This window comes from Chelatococcus asaccharovorans (assembly GCF_003201475.1).
Lineage (GTDB): Bacteria > Pseudomonadota > Alphaproteobacteria > Rhizobiales > Beijerinckiaceae > Chelatococcus > Chelatococcus asaccharovorans.
Map to the genome: position 1 here is coordinate 315,463 of NZ_QJJK01000003.1, position 25,508 is coordinate 340,970.

At 63.6% G+C, this 25,508-nt stretch carries 20 protein-coding genes; 8 read left to right on the forward strand and 12 right to left on the reverse strand.

Annotated elements, in window-relative coordinates; genetic code table 11:
* Positions 1–23 precede the first annotated feature (23 nt).
* From C7450_RS08955 to C7450_RS08975, 5 genes are all read right to left on the reverse strand, one after another.
* Positions 24–1,028: a dipeptidase gene (locus tag C7450_RS08955; RefSeq protein ID WP_110374093.1), complete on the reverse strand. Its 1,005-nt coding sequence runs from the start codon at positions 1,026–1,028 to the stop codon at positions 24–26.
* A gap of 228 nt (positions 1,029–1,256) precedes the next feature.
* The gene (locus C7450_RS08960; protein WP_170147151.1) at positions 1,257–2,786 is read right to left on the reverse strand and encodes an ABC transporter substrate-binding protein; all 1,530 of its coding nucleotides are present in this window, start codon (positions 2,784–2,786) and stop codon (positions 1,257–1,259) included.
* 336 nt (positions 2,787–3,122) lie between these two features.
* On the reverse strand, positions 3,123–4,007 hold the full coding sequence (locus tag C7450_RS08965) for a carbohydrate ABC transporter permease (protein WP_110374095.1): 885 nt from the start codon (positions 4,005–4,007) through the stop codon (positions 3,123–3,125).
* Positions 4,004–4,921 (reverse strand): carbohydrate ABC transporter permease, encoded by a 918-nt coding sequence (locus C7450_RS08970; protein WP_110374096.1) that lies wholly within the window; start codon positions 4,919–4,921, stop codon positions 4,004–4,006. The genes C7450_RS08965 and C7450_RS08970 overlap by 4 nt, the downstream gene beginning before the upstream one ends.
* Before the next feature lie 314 nt (positions 4,922–5,235).
* Positions 5,236–6,480, reverse strand: coding sequence for an ABC transporter substrate-binding protein (locus C7450_RS08975; RefSeq protein WP_170147152.1), 1,245 nt, complete (start codon positions 6,478–6,480; stop codon positions 5,236–5,238).
* 96 nt (positions 6,481–6,576) lie between these two features.
* Here C7450_RS08975 and C7450_RS08980 point away from each other — a divergent pair, with 96 nt between their 5' ends.
* The 8 genes from C7450_RS08980 (at position 6,577) to C7450_RS09015 (ending at position 17,206) form a co-directional block, all read left to right on the forward strand.
* The gene (locus C7450_RS08980) at positions 6,577–7,674 is read left to right on the forward strand and encodes a GntR family transcriptional regulator (protein ID WP_170147153.1); all 1,098 of its coding nucleotides are present in this window, start codon (positions 6,577–6,579) and stop codon (positions 7,672–7,674) included.
* 126 nt (positions 7,675–7,800) lie between these two features.
* On the forward strand, positions 7,801–8,859 hold the full coding sequence (locus C7450_RS08985) for a lactonase family protein (RefSeq protein ID WP_170147154.1): 1,059 nt from the start codon (positions 7,801–7,803) through the stop codon (positions 8,857–8,859).
* A gap of 76 nt (positions 8,860–8,935) precedes the next feature.
* Positions 8,936–10,465, forward strand: coding sequence for an ABC transporter substrate-binding protein (locus C7450_RS08990; protein WP_110374099.1), 1,530 nt, complete (start codon positions 8,936–8,938; stop codon positions 10,463–10,465).
* A gap of 168 nt (positions 10,466–10,633) precedes the next feature.
* A complete protein-coding gene (locus C7450_RS08995; protein ID WP_110374100.1) occupies positions 10,634–11,575 on the forward strand; it encodes an ABC transporter permease in 942 nt (313 codons plus the stop codon).
* Positions 11,576–11,631: 56 nt separating this feature from the next.
* Positions 11,632–12,441, forward strand: a complete 810-nt coding sequence (locus tag C7450_RS09000) for an ABC transporter permease (protein ID WP_425351171.1) — start codon at positions 11,632–11,634, stop codon at positions 12,439–12,441.
* A gap of 19 nt (positions 12,442–12,460) precedes the next feature.
* A complete protein-coding gene (locus C7450_RS09005) occupies positions 12,461–13,696 on the forward strand; it encodes an amidohydrolase/deacetylase family metallohydrolase (protein ID WP_110374102.1) in 1,236 nt (411 codons plus the stop codon).
* 267 nt (positions 13,697–13,963) lie between these two features.
* Positions 13,964–15,160 carry an aminotransferase class V-fold PLP-dependent enzyme gene (locus C7450_RS09010; protein WP_110374103.1) on the forward strand — a complete coding sequence of 399 codons (1,197 nt, stop codon included), beginning with the start codon at positions 13,964–13,966 and terminating at the stop codon, positions 15,158–15,160.
* A gap of 414 nt (positions 15,161–15,574) precedes the next feature.
* Positions 15,575–17,206, forward strand: coding sequence for an FAD-binding protein (locus tag C7450_RS09015; RefSeq protein WP_110374104.1), 1,632 nt, complete (start codon positions 15,575–15,577; stop codon positions 17,204–17,206).
* On the opposite strand, the gene C7450_RS09020 is transcribed toward C7450_RS09015, so the two are convergent.
* The 7 genes from C7450_RS09020 to C7450_RS09050 all read right to left on the reverse strand — a co-directional run bounded on the left by C7450_RS09020 (position 17,190) and on the right by C7450_RS09050 (position 25,260).
* On the reverse strand, positions 17,190–18,434 hold the full coding sequence (locus C7450_RS09020; protein ID WP_425351163.1) for a molybdopterin molybdotransferase MoeA: 1,245 nt from the start codon (positions 18,432–18,434) through the stop codon (positions 17,190–17,192). The genes C7450_RS09015 and C7450_RS09020 overlap by 17 nt on opposite strands.
* Entirely contained in the window at positions 18,431–18,931 is a 501-nt protein-coding gene (gene moaC / locus C7450_RS09025; protein WP_110374105.1) for a cyclic pyranopterin monophosphate synthase MoaC, read from the reverse strand. The genes C7450_RS09020 and moaC overlap by 4 nt, the downstream gene beginning before the upstream one ends.
* The gene (gene trpC / locus C7450_RS09030; protein WP_110374106.1) at positions 18,928–19,758 is read right to left on the reverse strand and encodes an indole-3-glycerol phosphate synthase TrpC; all 831 of its coding nucleotides are present in this window, start codon (positions 19,756–19,758) and stop codon (positions 18,928–18,930) included. Before trpC ends, moaC begins: the two co-directional genes overlap by 4 nt.
* On the reverse strand, positions 19,758–20,789 hold the full coding sequence (gene trpD / locus C7450_RS09035) for an anthranilate phosphoribosyltransferase (RefSeq protein WP_110374107.1): 1,032 nt from the start codon (positions 20,787–20,789) through the stop codon (positions 19,758–19,760). The genes trpC and trpD overlap by 1 nt, the downstream gene beginning before the upstream one ends.
* 10 nt (positions 20,790–20,799) lie before the next feature.
* A complete protein-coding gene (locus C7450_RS09040) occupies positions 20,800–21,408 on the reverse strand; it encodes an anthranilate synthase component II (RefSeq protein ID WP_110374108.1) in 609 nt (202 codons plus the stop codon).
* Between the two features lie 11 nt (positions 21,409–21,419).
* Positions 21,420–22,937: an anthranilate synthase component I gene (gene trpE, locus C7450_RS09045; protein WP_110374109.1), complete on the reverse strand. Its 1,518-nt coding sequence runs from the start codon at positions 22,935–22,937 to the stop codon at positions 21,420–21,422.
* A gap of 409 nt (positions 22,938–23,346) precedes the next feature.
* Positions 23,347–25,260, reverse strand: coding sequence for a SurA N-terminal domain-containing protein (locus C7450_RS09050; RefSeq protein WP_110374110.1), 1,914 nt, complete (start codon positions 25,258–25,260; stop codon positions 23,347–23,349).
* Positions 25,261–25,508 lie beyond the last annotated feature (248 nt).

The window sequence follows — 25,508 nt, forward strand, 5'->3', positions numbered from 1 at the left end:
TCGCCCAAGCGGAGGGGAGGGAGCTATTCCCCCCAGACCTCGGCATAGACGCGCAGGAGATTTCCGCCCATGACCTTGTCGATGTCCGATGCCCGAAAGCCCTTGCGTTTCAAGGCGTCGCCGAGATGCGGCGTGTCGGTCAGGCTCTCGAAACCTTCGGTCATGCGACAGGTGAAGATGAACCACGGGCCCATGACACCGGTGACTTCGGGATATAGGCCCCGCGGGCCGAAGGACTTCTGCCACTGCTCCTCGGACGCATAGGATCCTTCCGACAGGTCACTGCCGAAGGCCACATGGTCGATCCCGATGAGATTGACGACATAGGCGACCTGCTCCGCCCAGTCATCCAGGGTCGGACGTGTCGCGTGCCGGGTCATCGGCGGCCAGGGCGTCAGGCCGACCGTGCCACCGGTGCGTGCCGCGGCAAGGATGAGATCGTCGGGGATGTTGCGCAGGCTGTCGCACAGCGCCCGGGCGTTGGAATGGCTGAAGATGACGGGTCGCTTCGAGCGGGCGAGAACGTCGGCCGCCGTGCGGTACCCGACATGGGACAGGTCGATCAGCATCCTGAGCTCGTTCATGAGCGCGACCCATCGCTCGCCCTTTTCGGTCAGGCCATCGTCGCCCCCCTTGGCCAGCACGCCGCAGCCCAGGGTGTTGCGTTCCATATAGGTCGGCTGAAGGATCCTGAAGCCGATGCGCTGCAGGATGCGCAGAAGTTCGAGGTCATCTTCGACGACCACCGAATTCTGGGCACCGAGAATGATGGCGAGCTTGCCCGCCGCCTTCGCGGCCTTGATATCGGCGACGCTGCGGGGAATGACGGCGATGTCCTTGTTTTCGGCGATCACCGCCAGGGTGCGCGCCAGTGCGGGCATGGCTGTTGCGAAATCATGGGGTGGACGGATCGCTGTCAGATTGATGGCCGTCACGCCGCCTTCCAGCGTGCGCAGCATCTGCTCGCGGCTGACGCGCGCGCAATTCAATCCGTCGACGACAACGGCATCGGGTGAGACTGATGGCATGATGGTCCTTGCACTCCCCAAGTGTGGTGGATTTGAAATTCGTCACAGAATGGATCGAGTGTGATGGACGAATTTAAAATCCGAAAACCACACGAGAATTATTAGCTTGCTAGTGTCCTGATCGAATCCGAAATTCGAACGACGCCTCCCGGAAATGATACGAATTTCGGATTCGGGACACTAGTCATACGGAACACGTGGGATAGGCGGGTTCTTGCGGCAGAACGATCAAGGCTTGAGCGTGACGCCGTAGAAAAAGAAGCGCTGATCGCCGCGCGGCCGGAAGCCTTCGAGCTTCTTCGACACGCCGTAGAAGTCGAAGCCGCCGTAGAGAAAGACGATCGGCGCCTCTTCATGCATGAGCTGCATCGCTTTGCGATAAATGTCGGTGCGCTTCGCCCTGTCCGTCTCGCGCGCACCCGCGTCGATCAGCGCGTCGAGTTCCGCGTTGCGCATGTAGGAGTAACGCCAGGAGGAGCGATATTGCGCGACCTGGAAGTCCGGATCATCGAGCGGCGCAAGCCCCAGGAAAGCCATCGGCTGCAATTCCCGCGCGCGGAGCTGGCGCAGGAACTCTCCGGCCTCGAGCGAGACCATCCTGGCACGGACGCCGACCTTGGCCAGCATCCCGGCGATGGCCTCGGACACCTCGCGATCCTGGGCATAGCGGCCCGAGGGAAACTTGAAGACGATCTCGAAACCGTCGGGATAGCCCGCCTCGCGCAGCAGCGCCTTCGCCTTCTCAGGGTCATAGGGATAGTCGGCGAGCGACGGGTCGAAGCCGAGCTGTTCCTTGCGCAGCACCTGGCCGTTGAGCGGAAAGGCACGACCGGCAAACAGGGTCTCGATGATGAGCTTCTTGTCGACCGCATAGTTCATCGCCTGCCGGACCTTTTTGTCCTTGAGCGGACTTGGATGTTCGTCGAGCGACGACAGGATGAGCTGGAAGATCCGGTAGCTCGGCACCTCAATGACCGCGCGATCGGGCAGGCGCGCGATCTCGCCGATGGCGGTGATCGGAATATTGGTGGCGATATCGAATTCACCGATGGTGAAACCCGCGACGCGCGCGGCGTCATCGGGCACCGGACGCCAGACGAGACGGTCGATACCCCTGGGGCCGTTACCCTTGGGGCCGTTACCCCAGTATTGGGCGTTCCGCTCCATCACGAGCTGGCTGTCCTTAACCCATTCCTTCAGGACGAAAGGCCCTGTGCCGATGGGTTTCTGGCCATAGGCCTCCAGTCCGACGCTCGCCCAATAGGCCGGCGGCGTGACATAGACCTGGGTCAGCATCAACTCGAAGGGCGGGTAGGGGAATTTGGTATGGACCGCGACGCTCATGTCGTCGAGCTTCTCGACGCGATCGATGGCCGCGGCATAGTTGGCGTAGGCGGGCGCCTGTTTCGGGTCGAGAAAGACCTTGAAACTATGCACCACCGCATCCGCATTGAGCGGCTCGCCATTGGTGAAGCTGACGCCCTTGCGCAGGGTGAGCTTCATGGTCGTGGGGGCGACGAGTTCCCAGCTCTCCGCGAGGAGGGGTTCGGTCTTGCCTGTCGCGGGGTTGTTCCAGAGCAGGGGCTCGACGATCACGCCGCCGGCATTGAGATTGTCGGAGGCCGTCGTGCCGTTGGGCCAGAGCGTCTGCGGATCGAAGCCCTGGGCGACGGTCACGGTGTTCGTCTGCGCCGCGGCCACCGTCGTGGACGCGGCAAGCGCGAGCGCAATAAAGGCACGGCGCACAGCATGCAGCATGAAGCGAGCTCCCCTTCTGACGTCGCGTGGGCTCGGCCTTCTCGTCATCTCGACTTAAATAGAGCCGTATAATGCCGGCAACGCTGAAATTTTAGAGATCGTATTCGCAAAGCGGGCAGTCGAAAAGGAATATTTCACGCGCTTTCACGCCTCCGCGCAAAGTGTCGACAGAACGCGCGGCCAAAGATGCCCGGCAGGACCCAATTCGGCCAATCCGGCTTCCAGCGAGCCCGGAACGCCCCGACATCCGCTTTGGCGATCGGCGTTTGTTAAAAAGAACAAGGCGCAGGCGATACCTTCGCCCGCGCCTGCGGATGGCCTCTTAAGGGAGGGCGGTCAGCCTTTGACGGCGCCCGACGTCAGGCCCGAGACGAGATAGCGCTGGATCACGAGGAAGAAGGCTGCCGCTGGCAGCGCGAAAACGACGGATGCCGCCATCATCTCGTCCCAGGCCACCGAATACTGGCTTTCGAACGACGTGAGGCCGACCGACAGCACCCAGTTGCTTTGCGTTGCAATGAGTGTCCGCGCCAGGAAGAACTCATCCCAGCCGGTGATGAAGGAGAAGGCCGTCACCACCACGAGGCCCGGGATCGCGAGCGGCAGGGTCACGCGGTAGAAGGCTCCCATGCGGCTGCAGCCGTCGATCTGCGCCTGTTCCTCGAGGTCGATGGGAATGCGGTCGAAGAAGCCCTTCATCAGCCAGGTCGCCAGCGGCAGGATGAAGGCCGCGTCGGCGATCGCCAGCCCGATCAAGGTGTTATAGAGGCCAAGCTGCCGGAAGATGACATAGAGCGGCACGACGATCAGCGTCGCCGGCAGCATCTGCGAGAACAGGATGAAGATCCCGAAAGCGCCCGTCATCTTGCCGCGGAAGCGCGACAGGGCGTAGCCCGCGTTGATCGCGACGATGGTGCAGAAGATCGACGTGGCGGAAGCGACGACGGCCGTATTCGTCAGCCAGGTCAGAACCGCACGTTCGGTGAAGATCTTCTCATAGGCCTTGAACGAGATGCTGCTCGGGATGATGCGCGGCGGCCATTCGAACAGGGAGCTGCTGCCGAGGGACGACACGAACATCCAGTAATAGGGAAAGATCACGAGGCCTGCGCACAGGAGGGTGAAGGCGAAGGCCGCCGCGCTCCGGAGGAAGGCGAGGCGCGCCGAGCCGGCGGCGGAGACCGCGCCCATGGTCCTGGCCGAATTGACGAAGGATCTCATGGCGCCTCGCTCCGGCGTGCGATCAGGAAGAAATAGGCGAGGCTGAAGCAGAGCAGGATGACGAGGAGAACCGCGCCCACCGCGGCTGCGTAGCCGATCCGCTGATATTGGAATGCGACGTTATAGGTGAGGATCGACAAGGTTTCCGTCGCGCGGGCCGGCCCGCCGCCCGTCATCGCATAGATCATCGTCACGCGGCGGAAGGAATTGAGGATCAGGATCAGGATGAGGATGACGTTGACCGCCCTCAATCCCGGCAGCGTCACATGGATGAAGCGCCGGAAGACGCCCGCACCATCCATCATCGCCGCTTCATACTGCTCGTCGGGGATGGTCTGCAGGCCGGCAAGCAGAATGAGCATGGCAAAGGGGAACTGCTGCCAGCTCGTCACGAGCACGAGCGCCGGCATGGCGAGCCCGGCGCTCGTCAGCCAGGCAGCCGGCGCACTGATGATCCCGGCCTCGACCAGAGCATAATTGATGACGCCATACTGGGCATCGAGCATCCACACGAAGATCATCACGGCGACGACCTCGGGAATGGCCCAGGGCATGATGAACAGCGTGCGAATGAAGCCGCGGCCCGGGATCTCGCGGTTGAGCAGCAAGGCGAATCCGAGGCCGAGGCCATAGGTGCAGAGCATCGTCGCCAGGCCGTAGGTGAAGGTCACGCTTACCGAGTTCCAAAAGGCCGGATCGCTCCCCAGCGCAACATAGTTCGCAAGGCCGATGAACTGTCCCTCGCTATAGCGCAACAACCGGGTGTTGAAGAAGGAGAGCGTGATACCCCGCACAATGGGATAAAATAGAAGCCCCGCCATGATGATTCCGGCCGGCGCGATGAGCCAGACGGGCATCCAGTCAAAAGGCGTCGCTCGCGACGGCCGTGGGGCCATCGATGGATCGCGCTTCATGAGATTGCTCGCAAACTGGTATTAATTGGTATCATGCCTTCAGACCAACCGGGGCCATTGCGGGTGCGCCCGCGGCGTCCGAGAGCATTCGCGCGCTGCCGGATGCAGGGCGTTCGTGTCGCGCGCATTGTTGTCGCAAAGGGGGCGCGCATCTCCCAAAGCTGCGCATCCCAACACGCTTCATCCTTCCGGGTTCGGGTCGCCCACGGCACGGGGACGATGCGCATTCGGGGAGCGTCCCTCCCGCGTGAGAGGCCCCACCGGCATCGCCTGATGCCGGTGGGATATCGGCGCCCCCCCCAGGTCGGGGCTGTTCAGCGGGTTTTGGCCCAGGTTTCAAGGGCCTTCTGGGCCTGGTTCAGTCCCTCTTCCACGGTCGCGGTGCCGGCATAGATCTTGGCGAGATGGTCGGTCACGATCTGCCGGAATTCCGCGGCATCGACGGCATAGCCGGGGGGCGCATAGCCGAGGCCGCCGGGATATTTCGCCGCGATCTCGACCATCTGGCCAACCCAAGGGTTCTTGGCGAGGAATTCGGGGCTCAGCTTCACGTCCGTGCCAGGAATCTGCAAGAGCTTCTCGACATAGGAGCGCTGGGCCGGCTCCGCATTGATGATCTCGAGATAGTCGCAGGCCTCAGCCTTCAGCTTCGAGCCGGCGGGGATGGTGTAGAAGGCACCGCCCGTGATCGCCGCGTGGGTCGGCGTCGGCATGACGGCAAAATCCACCTTCTTGACCAGATCCGGATTGGTCGTCGCGACCTGCCCGATCACCCAGGGACCATCGAAGATGAAGGCGACCTTGCCTTCCGCGAACATGGTGCGAATCGCATTGGCATCGAGCCCCTTCGGGCTGAGATTTTCATCGAGGAAGCGCTTCGTCCAGGACACGCCCTGGACGGTCAGGGGATCGTTCGCGGTGATCGTTCCGTCGGGTTTCGACCAGTCCCCGCCGAGCCCGATCACCCACTGCATGCTCTGCAGATAGGGAAAGAGCGCGTTCGACATGTTGTTGGGGAAGCCATAGCCCCATTGCCCGGTCTTCTCCTTCACGGCTTTGGCCGCGGCATGGAACGCCTCGGGCGTCGTCGGAATGCTGGTCACCCCGGCCTTGTCCAGGAGGTCCTTGTTCACGATCATGGACTGCGGGCTCATGGTGAGCGGCACGCCGTAGGTCTTGCCGTCCTTCTGCGCGAATTTGATGGAGGGCAGGAGGCGATCCTTATAGGACGAGGCGGCGATACAGTCGTCGAGCGGCGCGAGAATGCCGGCATCGATGAGGGGCGCGAGCATATTGGTATAGGCTGGCATCAGATCGGGCACGTCGCCTGCGGCGATCTGCGTGGTGATGACATTCTCGAAGGTCGCCGGAGACAAGACCGTGGCCTCAACCTTGACCCCGGGATGCTTGGCCTCGAACTCGGCCTTGCGCTCCTTATGCCAGGCCCCGACCTGGCCTTCTTCCCACATCCAGCTTGGATATTTGAACGACCTGTCCTGGGCGAGGGCGGCGCCCGAGAGCGCGACCAGGCAACATGCACCAGCGATGATGGATTTCATGGCATCCCCCTTTGGTAGTACCGGTATCATAAATTCAGCTGTTGTTGTCTTTGAAGCCTTAATATATAATACATGTTCTATGAGGTGACGCAATCCATGACTTCTGACAAGACCGGACTGATGGAGCGCACGTTGCGCGAGGCGATCGAGCAAGGCCGCTATGAGCCTGGCCATGCGATTCCGTCCGAGCGCCAGCTGATGGAGGAGTACGCCCTGTCGCGCACCACCATTCGCCGGGCGATCGACGCGCTCGTGGATGCCGGCCGGCTGGAGCGCCGGCCGGGAAGTGGTACCTTTGTTGTCGACAGGCTGGCGAGCATTCGCCCGGGGACGATTCAGCCTGCCCGTCTGGCGCTGATCATCCCCACCTTTTCCAGCCCGTTCTATGGGGAGATGATTGACGGGATGGAGCAGGAGGCGCGCAGCCATGACCTCAAGATCATGGCGAGCCAGTCCGAGTACCGGTTCGAAAGCGAAAGCGAGCAGCTTGCGGAAGTTGCGAGCGACCCTTTGATCGGTGGTGCGGTGGTCGCCCCGGGTGCCATCGACAGGCCGGCGCCGGGTGCGCTCAAGGTGATCGAGGCCGGCAAGCCGCTGGTCTATGTCGGCCGCTGGCCGAAGGGACTGAAGATCGACACGATCTCGACCGATTACCTCACGGCGGCCAAGCTTGCCGTCGAGCATCTCATCGCACTAGGCCATCGCCGGATCGCCTATGTGGAAGGCGCGCCGCATTTCCATAATTTCTCTCCTTATAGCGGCTATAGCGAGGCGTTGAAGGAGGCGCGCATAGCGCAGCATGCGGAACTGGTCTGCCTGCCGGATCTTCCCTCCCAGGAGGCCGGCCATGCCGCGGTGACCGATCTCATCCATCGCGGCATCGAATTCACGGCGGTGTTCGCGCGCAACGATGTGACCGCCGTCGGCGTCATGCGTGCATTGCGCGAGGCGGGACTCAGCATTCCCCGCGACGTATCCGTGGCGGCGATCAACAACAGCCTGCTTGCCCGCTCGCTCGATCCGCCCGTCACCACCGTCGACCCTTATCCATCGACGCTCGGACGCCTCGCGCTCAAGCTTCTGCACGAGAGGATTCTGGGTCAATATGCCGGCCCCCCGATCAGGATCACGCTGGACCCCACCCTGAATATCCGGGCATCGAGCGGGCCGCCGCCCAAAGGGGCGCGCAAATGAAACACGCGGCCCTCGCCAAGGCGTTCGATGTCTGTCTCTGCGAGCCGAGCACGGCCCCGAGGCGAGCCATGCGCTCCGGCGCAACCTCGGGCATCGCCCGCAAGACGAGCGTGGGGGCGTGCAGCAATGGCTGAATGTCTCTTCGTCGTCGGCAGCTATACGGAAAGCTACGCGGAGTTTCGCGCGGCAGGGGAGGGGATCTCCCTGGTGAGGCTCGGCGAGGACGGCGATCTTTCTCTCGTCGACCGTCTCAGCGGCCTGCCGAACCCATCCTATCTCAAGCCCTTTGCGAAGGACCGCTTTCTTGCGGCCCTTGAAGTCGATGATGCCCGCAACGGCATCGCCACCATCGCGCTTGATCGCGATGCCGGGCGCCTGCGCCTTCTGGACCGCGAGGCTGCCCCTGGGCGGGTGCTGTGCCATATCGATCTCGATCCGACCGGCCGGTGGCTCGCGGGTGCATGCTACCGCAGCGGCCATGTCTTCACGCGCGCCATCGATCCGCAGGGCCGCATCGGAAAGGCAGGATCCGTGGTCGAGCGCCACGGTGCCAGTATCCACCCCACCCGCCAGACCGCCCCGCATCCCCACGCGGTTCGGTTCTCGCCGGATGGCCGCTGGGTCGTCGTCCCGGATCTCGGTACGGACGAGATCACGTGCTACCCCTTCAGCGAAGGGCATCTCGATCGCGCGCCCGCCCTTGCCTGGCGCCCGCCCGCGGGATCGGGGCCGCGGCTCGTCCACTTCAGCCGGGATGGACGCCATCTCCTCGTCATCCACGAGCTGGCGAGTGAGGTGTCGTCCCTCCGCTTTCACGATGGCAGGCTGGAGGCCGTTGCCCGTCTTTCCACGCTCTTTACGCCATTCCAGCAGGAAAACACCGCCGCGGGGCTGCATTGGCATCCCACTCGGAGTAGCTTTGCCGTCTCGAACCGCGGCGCCAACGCCATCACGGTCTTCGACTTCGACGAGACGAGCGGCACGATATCGCCCCGGTTCGATATTCCAAGCGGCGGCGACAAGCCGCGGGACTTTGCTTTTTCACCCTGCGGACGCTGGATCGTCGCGGCGAACCAGAACGATGACACGATCATCCTGTGGGATATCGACTGGAAAGAAGGGCGCGGTCGCGATACAGGTTATCGCGTAGAAGCTGGCACACCAAGCTGCGTTCGGTTCATATAAATACGTATATAGAGAGAATATAAGATCGAAAAAGTAGACTAATAATTCCTATTACATAGAAAAACGGGGAGAGGTCATGAAACCTAGATATCATTCCCTTCTGGCTGCGGCCTTGATCGCGCTTCCATTATTTTCCGTGAGCGCTACAGCCGAGCCGAAGCGCGGAGGGATCATCAATGTGGCGACCGTTGGCGAACCGCCGACCCTCGACCCGATGGTGTCGACGGCGGATCTCGTCGGCATCGTTAGCCAGCACATCTTCGAGACGCTCTACACCTTCGGCAAGGACTGGGCGATCACCCCGCTTCTGGCCGAGGCCCTGCCTGACATCTCGCCGGACGGCAAGGTCTATACCATCAAGCTGCGCTCAGGGATCCCGTTCCACGACGGCGGCACGATGACGTCGCGTGACGTGGTCGCCTCGCTGAAGCGGTGGACCGAGAACGCCTCGCGCGGCAAACAGACCGCGACCAATATCGCCGCGATCGATGCGGTCGACGATCTGACGGTGAAGATCACGCTGAAGGAGGCCTATGCGCCCCTGCTCGCCCTGCTTGCTTTCAACAACTCGGCGGCCATCATCCTTGAGGCGGACAACCAGGCCGTGCCGCTGGCCAAGGTGGTGGGCACGGGTCCTTATGCCTTGAAGGAGCGCAAGGCCGATCAGTATATCCAGTTGACCCGCTTCGACGGATACAAGTCCCGCGCCGGCGAGGCCGATTTCTACGGCGGCGCGCGCAAGCAATATCTTGACGAGATCCGCTTCGTTCCTGTTCCCGATCCGAACACACGCGTCGAAGGGGCTGTCGCCGGACAGTTCGCCTATATCGATTCCTTGCCGGTCGAATCCTTCGAGCGCTTGAAAGGCGGAAAATCCACCCCCTCCGTCCTGAAGTCTTTCGGCTGGCCGGTCTTCGTCATGAACACGAAGGAGGGCATCCTGTCGAAACTGGAGGTGCGCCAGGCTGTACAGGCCGCCCTCGATCCGAATGACATGCTGCTGGCCGCCTTCGGTTCCAAGGACTTCTACGAAGTCGACGGTGCGCTCTATCCGAAGGGCTTCATCTGGCACACCGAGGCCGGCACGAAGCTCTACAACCAGGCCAACCCGGACAAGGCCAAGGCGCTCCTCGAGAAGGCCGGCTACAAGGGCGAGCCCCTCGTCATCCTGACGAGCCGCCAATATGAGTTCCACTACAAGATGGCCCAGGTCGCCAAGGCCTATTTCGAACAGGCGGGCTTCAAGGTGGACATGCAGGTGGTGGATTGGGCAACGCTTACGCAGCGCCGCGCCGATCCCAAGCTGTGGAGCATCTACATCACCCACAGCCCGTTCCTGCCCGAGCCGGCCCTGTCCAGCTACATGTCGGATGCGTCGCCGGGCTGGTGGTCGACCCCCGCAAAACACGCGGCCATCGGGCCCTTCAACACGGCCGTCAATGCCGCCGAGCGGGTGAAGCTGTTCGCCAAGGTGCAGGAGGCGGTCTATGCCGAAGCGCCGCTCTACAAGGTCGGCAATTTCAATGCGCTCTATGCGCAGGCGCCGAACCTCAAGGGCGTCGAGCCAGCACCCTGGCCGTTCTTCTGGAATGCTTCGCTGGACTGATACCAACCTGGTCAAGCCCGCGCGGCGCCTGCGCGTCGCCAAAGCGCGGATGCCTCAGCATCTTCGCGCTTTGGACTGAGTCCGCCAGGGGGATCGTCTATCGATCGCCCGGGTGCACGGGACCGCGTGGGGGACGCGGTCCCTCTTCCCCTGTGAGGGTGTAAAGTTATGGTCGGCTACGTGCTCAATCGCCTCATCGGCATGATCATCGTCATGTTCATCGTGGCGACGGTGGTGTTCGTCATCGTGCGCGTCACGCCGGGTGATCCCGCCGCTGTCATGCTCGGTCCCGATGCGACGGCAGCCGACATCGCTGCCTTGCGCGAGCAACTCGGGCTCAACCGACCGATGCTCATCCAGTATGTCGCCTTTCTCGAACAGGTGGCGCGGGGCGATCTCGGCCGGTCGATCTTTCTGGACCAGACGGTGCTGAGTGCGCTCGCCCAGCGCGCCGAGCCGACGTTCTTCCTCACGGTCTTCGCGATGCTGATCGCCTGCGCCATTGCCTTGCCCGTCGGCATCATGGCGGCGTGGAAGCGCGGCACCTGGACGGACCAACTGGTGACGGCGGTCGCGATGCTGTCGGCGAGCATCCCGAGCTTCTGGCTTGGCCTCCTGTTCATCCAGTTCTTCTCCGTGCGCATGGGCTGGTTCCCGACATCCGGCTACGGCGGTCCGGGAGAAAGCTTCGCCGGGCGCATGCAGCATCTCGTGCTGCCGGCGGTGACGCTCGGCATCATCAGTTCTGCGCTCATCACGCGCTTCACGCGCACCAGCATGATCGAGGTGCTGTCGAGCGACTATATCCGCACGGCGCGCGCCAAGGGCGTCGGCCATATGAAGGTCCTGCTGCAGCATGCCCTGAAGAATGCGCTCATCCCGATCCTCACCGTCATCGGCCTGACGGCGGCGGTGCTGATTTCGGGCGCGGTCGTCACGGAGACGGTCTTCGGCCTGCCCGGGGTCGGTAATCTCGTGGTCTCGGCCGTGCTGCGCCGCGACTACCCCGTCATCCAGGGGGCCCTGCTGATCGTCGCAGGTCTCTATGTCCTGCTGAATTTCATCATCGACATGCTCTATCTCGTCGTGGATCCGCGGGTGCGCTTCTGATGACCACGCTCGACACCCCCACCTTTGCGCCACGCCCGTCGCTGCTCAAGCGGACGATGCAGCGCAAGACCATGGTGATCGGCATCGCCGTGCTCGCCGTCTTCGTGCTGGCGGGCGCTCTGGCGCCATGGATCACCCCGTTCTCCCCATCGCGGCTGTCGGTGGCCAACCGGCTGCTGGCGCCCTCCGGCGTTCATTGGTTTGGTACGGACGACTTCGGCCGGGATGTTTTCACCCGCGTCGTCTATTCCGCACGAACGTCGCTGTTCGTCGGCTTTGCCGTGGTCGTCTTCTCCGCCCTCGTCGGCGTCACGCTTGGATTGCTGGCCGGCTTCTTCCGTCGCCTCGATCCACCGATCTCGCGGCTTCTCGATGCCATGATGTCCTTCCCCGACATCCTGCTCGCCATCTCGCTCGTCGCAGCACTCGGGCCGACGCTCGTGAATGTCATCGTAGCGCTCGGCATCGTCTATGCGCCACGCCTGGCGCGCATTGTGCGCGCCTCCACGCTGGTCATCCGCGAGTTGCCCTATGTGGAGGCAGCGCGCGCCATCGGCGTCTCGACGCCGCACATCATGGTCATGCATGTGCTGCGCAACATCACATCGCCGATTTTGGTGCAGGGGACGTTCATCTTCGCCAGCGCCATTCTCGCGGAGGCGGGACTCTCCTTCCTCGGCGTCGGCGTGTCGCCCGACGTGCCGACCTGGGGAACAATGATCAGCCTTGGCCGCCAGTACATGGACCAGGCCTGGTGGATCATGCTGTTCCCCGGCTTGGCGGTCGTCATCGCCGTGCTCTCGCTGCAACTCGTGGGCGACGGTCTGCGCGACCTGCTCGATCCACGCTTCTCCAAAGATTTGTAATCACGCAAGGACGATTTCGATGTTGGAACATTGGGCCCAGGAAGCCGGAGGACGCGCGCGCATCCTTGTGCGCGACGTGAAACCGGTGGCCTTCGGTGGCAGCTTGCCCGAAGCCCAAGTGGATATCTTGATCGACGAGGGCGGCAAGATCGCGGCTGTCGGACGCGGTCTCAAGGCTGATGCCGAGACGCGCGTCATCGAAGGCAAGAATGCCTATGTGTCGCCTGGTTGGGTCGATCTTCACGCGCATGTCTGGCATGGCGGCACGGACATCTCGATCCGGCCGGCGCAGGCCGGCCTGCAGCGTGGCGTGACGACGATCGTCGACGCCGGCTCGGCCGGCGAGGCGAATTTCCACGGCTTCCGCGAATATGTGATCGATCGGGCGCCGGAACGCATCCTTGCCTTCCTCAACGTCGGCTCGATCGGTCTCGTCGCCTGCAACCGCGTGAGCGAGCTCATCGATACCCGGTCGATCGATATGGACCGCTCGCTGGCCGTCATCGAGGCCAACCGCGACGTCATCGTCGGCATCAAATGCCGTGCCAGCGGCGTCATCGTCGGCAGTTGGGGCATCACCCCGCTGAAGATCGCGAAGAAGATGGCGCGGATCGCCGGCCTGCCGATGATGGTTCATGTCGGCGAAGCGCCGCCGACCTATGACGAGGTGCTGGCGGTCCTCGATCCCGGCGATATCGTCACCCATTGCTTCAATGGCAAGGCCGGCTCGTCGATCACCGAGGACCAACATCTGTGGGATCTCGTGGTGAAATGCGCGGAGCGTGGCATTCGCCTCGACATCGGGCACGGCGGCGCGTCGTTTTCTTTCAAGGTCGCCGAGGTTGCCATCAGGCGCGGGCTCAAACCCTTCTCGATCTCGACGGACCTGCATTTGCGGTGCCTGGATACGACGGTGTGGGACCTTGCAACGACCATGTCGAAGCTCCTGTCCGTGGGCCTGCCCTTCGACGATGTGGTGACAGCGTCCACGACCGCGCCGATGACCGCCGTGGGCCTGCCTGTCGCCAATCTTCTCGCCGTTGGACAAAACGCCGAATTGACCGTCTTCGATCTCGTCGACGACGATCTGACGGTGACGGATTCGCTGGGGCAGATCGCGCATCTCACCCGGATGTTCGAACCGCGCTTTGCCATTCGCAATGGCCATGTGGCGGAGGCGTCGCGCTACAGGCCGCGGCAACGTGCGCCAATGCCACGCTGCGGTTTCGACGGGTGCGGCGCACAACAGGATTAGCAGGGCTGCCGGGGGGCGGAGGTGATCCATGGGGACTTCGCAGGAGAGGGGAAGCTTGCTGTTGCGAGGGATGGGCTCCGCCTGTCCATCGCGCAGCAATATCTCTCATCGGAGTTCCCATGGATCCGCATTCTTAATGGATCTGCGCGGCGGCGGGCATAGCGGATCAATGCGCGGATCGATCTCACGGGGACCGCGGGCGCGCAAGCCTGTGACACCTCGCCAGGCAATACCAGATCGGTTGGGAAAGGCTCCCAGGAGAACGACATGATGACTGACATCCGGACCACACTCGGAGTTCGCCCGATCATCAACGTATCCGGCACGATGACCGGCCTTGGCGCCTCGATCGTGGTGCCTGAGGCGGTCGATACGATCGCCCGGATGCTGCCGCAGTTCGTCGAGATCAATGATCTGCAGCGTCGCGCGAGTGAGGTGATCGCACGGCTCACCGGCGGTGAAACCGGGTTCGTGACGGCCTCCTGTGCGGCAGGGATCACCCTGGCCATCGCCGGCGCGATGACGGGCACCGACCTTGCCGCCATCGAACGGCTGCCCGATGCACGAGGCCTGAAGGATGAGGTGGTCGTCCTCAGCGGACATCTCGTCAGTTTCGGTGCGCCGGTCGAACAAAGCGTTCGCATCGCCGGAGCGAGGGTCGTGCCCGTCGGCCAGGTGACGAGCGCCTATGGCTACCAGCTCGCCGGCGCGATCACGGAGCGCACCGCGGCGGCGCTCTATGTGGTCTCGCACCATACGGTCCAGTTCGGCCAGATCCCGCTCGATGAATTCGCCGCGGTTGCCCATGAAAAGGGCGTGCCGGTTATCGTCGACGCAGCTTCCGAATATGACCTCAAGGGTTTCCTGGCGGCCGGCGCCGATGTGGTCGTCTATTCCTCCCACAAGTTCCTCGGCGGACCGACCGGCGGTATCGTCGCCGGCCGCAAGGATCTCGTGCGCGCGGCCTTCCTGCAGAACATCGGCATCGGCCGCGGCATGAAGGTCGGCAAGGAAGGGATCGCTGGAACGATCGCGGCCCTGAAAGCCTGGGAGCGGCGCGATCATGAGGGCATCAGGGCGCGCGAGCTGCGGGCGCTCGAGCTCTGGAAGATCGGCCTGGCGGCCCGTCCGGGCATCACTGCGACGATCGTGGCGGATCCAACCGACAATCCCCTGGATCGTCTGCAGGTCAATGTCGATCGGGAATTGGCCCATATCACCGCCTGGGATCTGGCCGACGCCCTGGCAGCGGGCAATCCGCCCGTCATCGTGCGCGACCACGAAGTCGAGCACGGCTATTTCTTCATGGACCCGTGCAACCTGCATCCTGATCAGGAGCATCAGGTGCTGGCGCGACTCAATGAGGAACTGGACAAGGCACAGCAATCCAACAGCATCATCGCAACGCCGCTCGCCGACAGGCGCAAGCGCCGGGTTGCATCGCTGCTGCGCTGGCCGGACTAGCCGGAGATAAAGGGACCGGATCGCGCCAGAAGCGACGGGCGAGAACCGGTATGGCGCATCATGACGTCGCCGGAGCGGTCGGCGAGGGGATCGCATCCGGCGCGGTGACGAGACAAGGAGGCCGGCGAATGGTGCCTCGTTCGCCGGTTGTGCGCGCACTGAAATAATCGAGGATGCAATATTGCCGTAACGGCACAGGAGGCGACATGTATCAATGAAAATTGCGAAATGTCTGACGGCAGTTGTTGCCACGCCCTAAATTGTAAACAAATATAGTTAACGACGAAAACTGACGAAAATTTAGTAATAAATATTGACGTTTGACCGTAACCTTGAATAGACTTGTTGATCATGGAGCAATTTCCATGTGCGCGGGGAAGCGCTTGACGTTGGTAACCTTGGGGAAGGTGAGCCATGTCCACATGTCTTTTCAGAGAAGGTGACGCCATTACGCCCTCCGACCGGCAGGGATTTGATCGCCGCTGGAGCGCGCCGAATCTGGAGCGTGTCTATACGCCCTTGACAGCCGATGACGCGCTCAACGCGGCCGAGAATTTCATTCATATGTACAATCATGATGAAGTTCAAATTGTCAGCGGTCGCCATTGCTACGAGAATTTCATCTATAGCGCCAAGACGAAATGCATCGTTGACGTGACCGGGTTGAGAGATTTCGGCCACGACAGGGACAAAGGATATTATATCGGCACCGGCAATGCCAATTGGGATATGTATCAAATTCTCAACAATGTCTTCGGGAAGACGCTGCCGGCGGGCTCGTGCTATTCCGTAGGCCTTGGCGGGCATGTCACGGGCGGCGGCTACGGCCTTCTGTCTCGGCTCTACGGTTTGACCGTCGACTGGATCACCGGCGTCCGTATCGTGGTCATCCGCAACAACAGGGCGGAATTGCTGTACTGCGATGCGTCCAACCACGCCGACCTGTTCTGGGCCGTGCGTGGCGGCGGTGGTGGAAATTTTGGAATTATCACCCACTACTACTTCCAGGATCTGCCGCGATCTCCTGATTATATGTACATCAGCACGATCACGCTTCCGTGGGAAGGCATCACGCCGGATGTATTGTTCCAGTACTTTCAGACATTCGCCGAGTATGAATGCTCACAATCGGAGCTGACATGGAACAATTTCAACATTATACATATTAATCACAAATATACAGGCGCTCTGTCTCTTTCGTCATTCACTTATTACGATAAGACTCGACAAGGCGACATCAATAGTTTTGAACGATCGTTGATCGCCACGACCAATCAGCGCAAGCAGCGTTACGCCAGTATCGGCAAAGTGTCCAATACGCCTGCCCCCCATATCGGCCATCCCGTCTGGCTTGCGGATAATGGTCTCTTTCTGACGGCGGATGATGCGCTGCCGTATCGGAAATATACCTATCTCGAAGGCACGCAGAACGTTAATGGATCAGGGCCAAATCGTTACGGGAAGTATAAATCAGCTTATCTCAAACAGGCGGTCCCGCGCGATCAAAGCGATAAGTATTTTCATTATATGACCGAGCAGCCCGAAGGTGCGGATCTAAGCGCCACACTCTTTCAGCTGGATTCCTACGGGGGAAGAATCAACAGGGTCTCCTCGAAAGAGACAGCGATTGCCCAGCGTTCATCGATCGCGAAAGTTCAGTACGGAACCTATTGGTACGAAGATTCGCAAGATCCCGCCGCCAATGAGGCCCGTGCCGCCGCCAATATAAAATGGCTGCAGGATATGTATAGCGACGTCTATGCGAGATGGAATGGCATTCCCTCGCCGACGGCCTTTTCGGATCCACTCGTCGATGGGTGCTATTTCAATTACTGCGATACCGACATCGGCGTCAATAACAGTGACTACTCCATGAACGGCGCCCACTATCCTATCGACAAGGCGATGAGCGCCTATTTCCGTGATAACTACGTCGGCTCGTTCTCTCACCCGAGTGTTTTCATGGTCAAGCAGACATGGAACCCGCAGAACTGGTTCGCCAGCAGTCAGTCCATTCCTGCGGTGGACGCTAACAAAGCCGCATGATGCGGCAGCGCGCGCCGGCCTTCGCGGCCGGCGCGTGCGGCGGGCGCAGGACAAGCGCGCCTGAGGCGGCCAGCGTGCTCAGCATCGAGCTGTCCTGGCGGCCGAAGGGACGAACGAGCGGGACGCCGTCCGGCCGGTCGATGAGTTCGGCGCGCAGGTAATCCTGGCGGAAATCATTAGCCGGCACATCGGCGGCGAGTTCCGCCTCTTCGCTGCGCTCCCTGAGCGCCGCAGGATCGCCGCCGAAGTGCCGCAGCAGCGGGACGAGGAACAGAAGGGCGCAGACGATGGCCGAAACCGGGTTGCCGGGCAGGCCGAGGATCGCCATGGCGCCCAGCCGGCCGTGCATCAAAGGCTTGCCCGGGCGCATGGCGATGCGCCAGAAGCCAAGCTCCATCCCCTGGGCGGTCAGGGCCGACTGCACGAGATCATGATCGCCGACGGAAGCGCCGCCGAGCGTCACCAGCACATCGGCTTCGGCCGCCCGGGCCGCGTTGATGGCGGCCTCAAGGGCCGCGAAGCTGTCGCCGGCGATGCCGAGATCGATCACCGCCGCGCCCTCATCCTCGGCCATCGCCGCCACCGCATAGCTGTTGGACGTCACGATCTGATCCGGCCCCATGGGCTCGCCCGGGCGAACGAGCTCATCACCGGTCGCCAGGATGGCCACGCGCGGACGCCGATGGACCGTCAGAGCGCCGTGACCCATGGCCGCCGCCAGCGCCAGCAGCCGCGCATCAAGCCGGGAGCCCGCGGGAATGAGCCTCTGCCCATCGGAGAAATCGAGCCCGGCGGCCCGAATATTGGTCGATGACGACGACCGGGCCGTCACGACCACATCCTGGCCGTCGCGCGACGTGTCCTCCTGAATGACCACGCGGTCGGCGCCTTCAGGCACGGGCGCGCCGGTGAAGATGCGGACGGCCTCGCCGGCGCCGAGGGGGCCGGCAAAGCGATGGCCGGCCGCGCTGGTGCCGATGACGCGAAGCGTGGCGGGCAGGGCGGCGACATCGGCGTCGCGAACGGCGTAACCATCCATGGCCGAGGCGTTGAAGGGCGGCTGCGTCCTCAAGGCCGCAAGATCCTGCGCCAGATAGCGGCCGCGGCAGCGGGCAAGCGGGAGCGTCTCCGCGGCCAGGGCCGGACCCGCCATGCCGACGATCGTCGCGAGGGCGTCCTCCACCGAGGTCAGACCCGCTCCGGCCGGTTTCCTGGCCTCTCCGCTCACGGCTTCTCCTCCGTACCGGCCTCGTCCCTGCGGAAATCGCCGGACTGTCCGCCGCTCTTGGCGAGAAGGCGAATCGCGCCGATCTCCATGCCGCGGTCCACAGCCTTCACCATGTCATAGATGGTGAGGCAGGCGACGCTGACCGCCGTCAGGGCCTCCATCTCCACCCCCGTCTGCCCGCTGACCTTCGCCGTCGCCGTCACGCGCACGCCGGGAAGGGCATCGTCCAGGGCGAGATCGACCGTGATCTTCGACAGGGCGAGCGGATGGCAGAGCGGGATGAGGTCATGGGTTTTCTTGGCCGCCATGATGCCGGCGAGGCGCGCGGTGCCGAGCACGTCGCCCTTCTTGGCGTCACCTGCACGGATGAGCGCGAGCGTCTCCGCGCGCATGCGCACCACGCCCTCGGCGGTCGCCATGCGGCTCGTGGCGGGCTTTGCCGACACGTCGACCATATGGGCCTGGCCGGCGGCGTCGAGATGGGTGAGGCCCTTCATGGCCGCGCCATCTCGCCGAACAGCAGCGCGCGGGTCGCCGCTGCCACATCCGCCTGCCGCATCAGGCTCTCGCCGACGAGCAGGGCGTGAATGTTGGACCGCGCCAGACGGTCCACATCCGCATGGGTGAAGATGCCGCTTTCGCCGACGACGATGCGATCGTCGGGAATGCGCGGTGCGAGGCTCTCGCAGACGGTGAGCGATGTCTCGAAGGTGCGCAGATTGCGGTTGTTGATGCCGATCAGCGGCGTGCCGAGCGGCAGGGCGCGGTCGAGTTCAGCGCCGTCATGCACCTCGACCAGCACGTCCATGCCAAGGTCGCGGGCGGTATCGACGAGCGCGCGCGCCTCATCATCGCTCACGCTCGCCATGATCACGAGAATGCAGTCGGCGCCCCAGGCGCGCGCCTCGAAGACCTGATAAGGCTCGAACATGAAGTCCTTGCGCAGCACGGGCAGCCCGGATGCGGCGCGCGCGGCTTCCAGATAGGCGGGCTGTCCCTGGAAGGAGGGGCCGTCCGTCAAGACGGACAGGCAGGTGGCGCCGCCGTCCGCATAGGCCCGCGCCAGCGCCGGCGGATCAAAATCGGCACGGATCAAGCCTTTGGAAGGGCTCGCTTTCTTGATTTCGGCGATCAGCGCGGGCCGTCCCTGCGCGACATGGCCGGCAATGGCCTGCCCGAAGGGGCGGACAGGCGCGGCCGCCCGGGCGCGGCGCTCCATCTCCGCAGGTGGTACGCTCGCCTTGGCGGCCGCGATCTCGCCGCGCTTGTAGGCTTCGATATGGGCGAGGATGTCTCCCGCCGGGGCCGTCTCGGCGACACGCATCACTGTTGCTCCTCTGGAGCCGCATTCGAGACGGCTATGAGATTGTCCAGAACGCTGCGAGCCGCGCCGCTGTCGACTGCCTTGGCCGCGAGCACGAGGCCCTCCTTGAGATCGTTCGCCTTGTCCGCGACGACAAGGCCGGCGGCGGCATTGAGCAAGGCAATATCGCGATAGGCGCCGGGCTTGCCGTCGAGCACGTCGCGCAGAGCCTGCGCATTATGCTCGGGATCGCCGCCCTTCAGGTCCTCCGGACGCGCGAGCGCCAGCCCGAGTTCCTCCGGATTCACCGAGAAGCGGCGGATCTGGCCATTCTCCAGGGCCACCACGTCCGTTCGGGCGGCAACGGTGAGTTCATCGAGGCCGTCGGTGCCATAGACGGCCCAGACTTTTTCCGACCCCAGCGTCTTCAACACCGTGACGAGAGGTTCCAGCCAGCTCTCGGCGAAGACGCCGAGCACCTGGCGCTTCACCCCCGCGGGATTGGCGAGCGGTCCGACCAGATTGAACAGCGTGCGCGTGCCAAGTTCCGCGCGAACGGCCGCGACATGGCGCATCGAGCCGTGATGGGTCGGCGCGAACATGAAGCCGACCCCGGCCTCGCGGATGGTGCGCGCAATGCCCGGCGCGTCCTGCCCGACCTTGACGCCGAGCGCCATCAGCACGTCCGCCGCGCCCGATTTCGACGAGGCGGCACGGTTGCCGTGCTTGGCGACGACGACACCCGCGGCCGCCGCGATAATGGAGGCAAGCGTCGACACATTGTAGCTGCCGGAATTGTCACCTCCGGTGCCGACAATGTCGATGGCCTCCGGCGGGGCGGTGACGCGCAGCATCCGGGCGCGCATGGCCGATACCGCGCCGACGATCTCGTCGACCGTTTCTCCGCGAACGCGCAGCGCCATGAGAAAGGCGCCGCCCTGGGCGGGCGTCACTTCGCCGGAGAGCAGGGTGTCGAAGGCAGCCCGCGCTTCATCGCGGCTCAGCGGGGCGCCGGTGGCGACTTTGGCGATGAAAGGCTTGAAGGCATCCATGGCGTTCCCGTCAGTTATGGTTGTGGCGTTGCGTCTCGTTCCAGACGGCCGCCAGGTCGAGGAAGTTGCGCATGATCGTCGCGCCATGCTCGGACAGAATACTCTCCGGATGGAACTGGACGCCATGCACAGGATGGCTCTTGTGCGACAGGGCCATGATCACGCCGTCATCGCTCTCGGCCGTGATATCGAAAACCGTCGGGCAGGTCGCGCGGTCGACGACGAGCGAGTGGTAGCGCGTCGCCTTGAACGGCCCGTTGATGCCCCGGAACAGGCCGTCCCCGTGATGGCGAACCGTGGAGATCTTGCCATGCATGGGGGCCGGCGCGCGCACCACCTGGCCGCCATAGGCCTGGCCCATGGCCTGCATGCCGAGGCACACGCCGAAGATCGGAATGGACGGCCCTGCCTCCGTGATGAGGCCGAGGCAGATGCCCGCTTCGTTCGGTGTGCACGGTCCGGGTGACAGCACGATGGCATCCGGCCCGCTGGCGAGGACCTCCGTGACGCTCAGCGCGTCATTGCGATGAACCTCGACCTCGGCACCCGAGCCCGCGACGAGATGCACGAGGTTCCAGGTGAAGGAATCGTAGTTGTCGATCAGGACGATACGCGTCATGGCGGAACCTCCTACTGCCCGCGCCGGGCCGTCGCGGCGAAGCGCACGGCTTCCTCCGCGGCCCGGAAGGCGGCCTTCGCCTTGTTGACGCATTCGACCTGTTCGGACTGAGGGTCGGAATCGTAGACGATGCCGGCCCCTGCCTGGACGGACATGCGTCCGTTCTTCACCAGCGCGGTGCGCAGGACGATGCAGGTGTCCATCTCGCCGTCCGCGCCGAAATAGCCGATGCATCCGGCATAGGGGCCGCGCTTGTCCCGCTCCAGTTCGTCGATGATCTCCATGGCGCGGACCTTCGGCGCGCCCGAGACCGTGCCGGCGGGGAAGGCCGCGACCAGCGCGTCGAGAGCATCGTGCTTGGGATCGAGCGTCCCCTCGACATGGGAGACGATGTGCATCACCTGGCTGTAGTACTCCAGGAAATAGCTGTCGGTGACGCTGACGCTGCCGATCGCCGAAACCCGGCCCGCATCGTTGCGGCCGAGATCAAGCAGCATCAGATGCTCCGCACGCTCCTTGGGATCCGCCAGCAATTCCGCGGCAAGAGCCCGATCCTCGGCCGGTGTGGCGCCCCGCCGCCGCGTGCCGGCGATCGGACGCACCGTGACCTTGCCCTCGCGCACCCGCACCAGGATTTCCGGGCTCGAACAGACGATCTGGAAATCCAGGAAGTCGAGGAAGCACAGGTAAGGGGAGGGGTTCACGCGCCGCAATGCCCGGTAAAGCGACAAGGCCGGCAAAGTGAAGGGTGCGTCGAAGCGTTGGGACAGCACGACCTGGAAGATATCGCCGGCGCGGATATAGTCCTTCGCCCTCTCCACCATTGCCTTGAAGCGCTCCGGCGCGGTGTTGGACACCGGCGTCGGGGCGGGCAGCGTCGTGACATCCGGTCCGCTATCGCGGGGGAGAGGCTCATCGAGTGCCGCCAGCGCCTCCTCGATACGCTCGACCGCGGCTTCATAGGCGACCTTGGCCGATATGGCCTTGGCCGGCCGGACGGGCGTGATGAGCGAGAGTTCGTCCCTGACGGAATCGAACACCACCATCAGGGTCGGTCGCAGGAGGATGGCATCGTCCAGATCGAGCGCGTCCTGCGGAGCGCCGGGAAGACGCTCCATCTGCCGGACCATGTCATAACCGAGATAGCCGAAGATGCCGGCCGCCATCGGCGGCAATCCCGGCGGCAAGGCGATGGCGCTTTCGGCGATCAGCGCACGCAGGCTGTCCAGCGGCGCGCGATCATCCGCAGCGAAGACCGAGGCGCGTTGCGCAGCGCGGTTGATCTCGGCCCTGCCATCGCGGCATCGCCAGATCAGGTCCGGCTTCAGCCCGATCATGGAATAGCGGCCGCGGGTCGCACCGCCTTCGACCGATTCGAGAAGAAAGGTGGGAAGGGTGCCGCCGGCGCTGAGCTTCAGATAGGCGGCGACCGGGGTTTCGAGATCAGCGACCAGACTTGCGCTGAGAACGCTGGCTTCGCCCTTATCATAGGTGGCGGCGAAGTCTTCGAAAGACGGTGAAAACAGCATGGCTTGTACTGAGGTCCGAACCGACCGTTTGGAACCGGGCGGGAAACCTCACCTTTTCAGTTAGGGAGCGTGATCAGCGCGAGGGGTGAAGTCGCGTGATACGTCCGGATCACCGTACCTCCGGACAGATTTGCCCAGAGGGTCGACAAGCCCGCTTCCCAGAGGAAACAGGCACCCCGAGGAACAGGCACCCCGAGGAAACGGGCACCTCAGGTACACAGGCACCTCGGTAAAGTGGCACCTTTTAGGGGCGAGGGCCGCAAGCTGGGCCTTTCGCCCGGCTGAAGGTTCCTCATACCCTCACGGGTTTGCGGGCTATACCCGACCCGTCGCGGCAACGCCAGTGGCTTGATGCGATCGGCCTCGGCAAGGGCGGCCGGACCGCGGCGTCACCGGCGCGCCGGCCCGATCAGAGGTCGGTGTTGCCGAAGGCGTTGTTGATCGCCCGCTGGTTGATGGTGACGCCGAGTTCGCTGCGCAGCTTGGTGCTATATTCGCTGATCAGGTCTTCTTCGACAGCCGTCCGCATCTGGTCGCGAATGCGCGCCGCATCACCGGTGGAGGTGATATAGGGGGGAACGGTCGCCTCGGTCACGACAAAGACCACGCGCGCGTCACCATTCGTCCCGGCCGCCACGGATCCGGCCTTGCCGGCCGGCACGGCGAAGATCTGGGCGACGACCGGGACGGCCAGATTGCCGCTCGCCGCACCCCGGGCAAGGCCCGTGGCTGTCTCGACCGGCAGCGACAGCTCGGCCGCGACGGCGTCGAGGGCCTCGCCCTTGTTGAGGCGCTCGACCAACGCGCGCGCCTTATCCGACAGGGCCTTCGCTATGGCATCCTCGCGCCATCGCACCAGCACCTGGTCACGGACGTCGGCCAGGGGGCGCTCGTGGGCGGGATCGACGCCGCGGACGTCGAACCACTCATAGCCGCCATCGCTCAGGCGGATCGCCTCGTTGTCGGCGCCGACATCGGACGCGAAAATCGCGTTGAGGAGCGCCGTGTTTCCGGCCACGCCGGGAACGGGCTGACCGTTCTTGTCATTGCCGGCCTGGTCCACCGCGGCAATCGTCTGCGCGCTGAGGCCGAGCGCCGTCGCGATCTCGGCGAGGGGCTTGGCCGCCAGCCGGTCGTCCTCGATGCGATCGTGGACATCGTTGATCTGGTTTTGCGCCGCCGAGCGGGCAAGCCCTTGGCGAATCTCGGCAGAGACCGCCTCGAGGGGCTTCACCGATGCCGGCTCGATGGCGGTGACGCGGACGATAACCGGCCCGAAACGGCCCTCGACCGCTCCGCTCGCCACGCCTTGCGCGAGCGAGAACACCGCATCGGCGACCGCTGCATCGATCAGTTCGCTCTTCGCGAAGGTGCCGAAGGCGATGTCCTTCTCGGCGAGCCCGCGCTCGGCGGCAAGGGCCTCGAAGGTCGTGCCGGCCGCGATTTTCGCCGCGGCGGCCTGGGCGTCGGCCAGATTGGGGAAGGTGATGCGCTCAACCGTGCGACGCTCCGGCGTGCCGAAACGGGTCGCCTTGTCAGCCTCATAGACACGGCGAACATCCGCGTCAGACACGGCATCAGGCTTGGCCAGCGTCTCCGGGGTCAATGTCAGCGTGACGACACTGCGATATTCCGGAGCGCGGAAGATGGCCTTGCGCGCATCGAACCAGCTTTGCAGCGCCGTCTCGTCGGGATCCGCGATGGTGCCCACGCTCGCCGCCGGCAGCACCACATAGGACGCCGCGCGGCGCTCGGCCCCATAGCGATAGACCGCCTCCTGCAGCGCAATCGGCGTTTCGAGCGCGCCCATCACGCCCTCGAGCAACTGGCGGCGAATGATGACCGCACGCTGGTCGCGCAGATAGGAGGCCTCGGTCAGGCCGTTGTAACGCAGCAACTCGTCGAAGCGGCGGCGGTCGAACTGGCCCGCGGCGTTGCGGAAAACCGGGTCGTCCATGACCGCACGCGCCAGGTCCGCGTCCGAAATGGCGAGGCCGAGCTCCCGGGCGCGCGCATCGAGCGCCGCTTCGTTGATCAGCCGGTTCAGGACCTGCTGCTCCAGACCGATCCGACGCGCCATTTCAGCGCTGATGGGCTGGCGGAGCTGCTGCTGCAGGCGCTGGAGTTCGTTCTGATAGGCGTTGCGCAGCGCCTGGACCGTGATTTCCGTCTTGCCCACATTGGCGGCGGTGTTGGCCGCATAGCCGCGGAAAATGTCGCCGACGCCCCACAGACCGAAGGACAGGATGAGGAAGCCGAACATGATGGCGATGATGGCGCGGCCAATGAGCGACTGTCCGGCGTTGCGAAAACTGTTCAACATGAGAAGCGGGGTCCGGTCTTAATCAGCGTAAGGCATTTGCGGTGACGTGGCACAGCCGAACTCGACCCGACCAGGCACGCCTGACCGAGCAAGGTGGCGGATCATAGAGAGGGCGCCCCTGGGCCGCAATGGACAAAGGCAATCTGCAGCGTCAGCTCCATGTGAAGGATCATAGTGAAGGATCATTTCAAGAAGGATCATTTGTAATGGATACGCCGATCAGGTCCGCCGCTCGCGGCCGAGCCCTC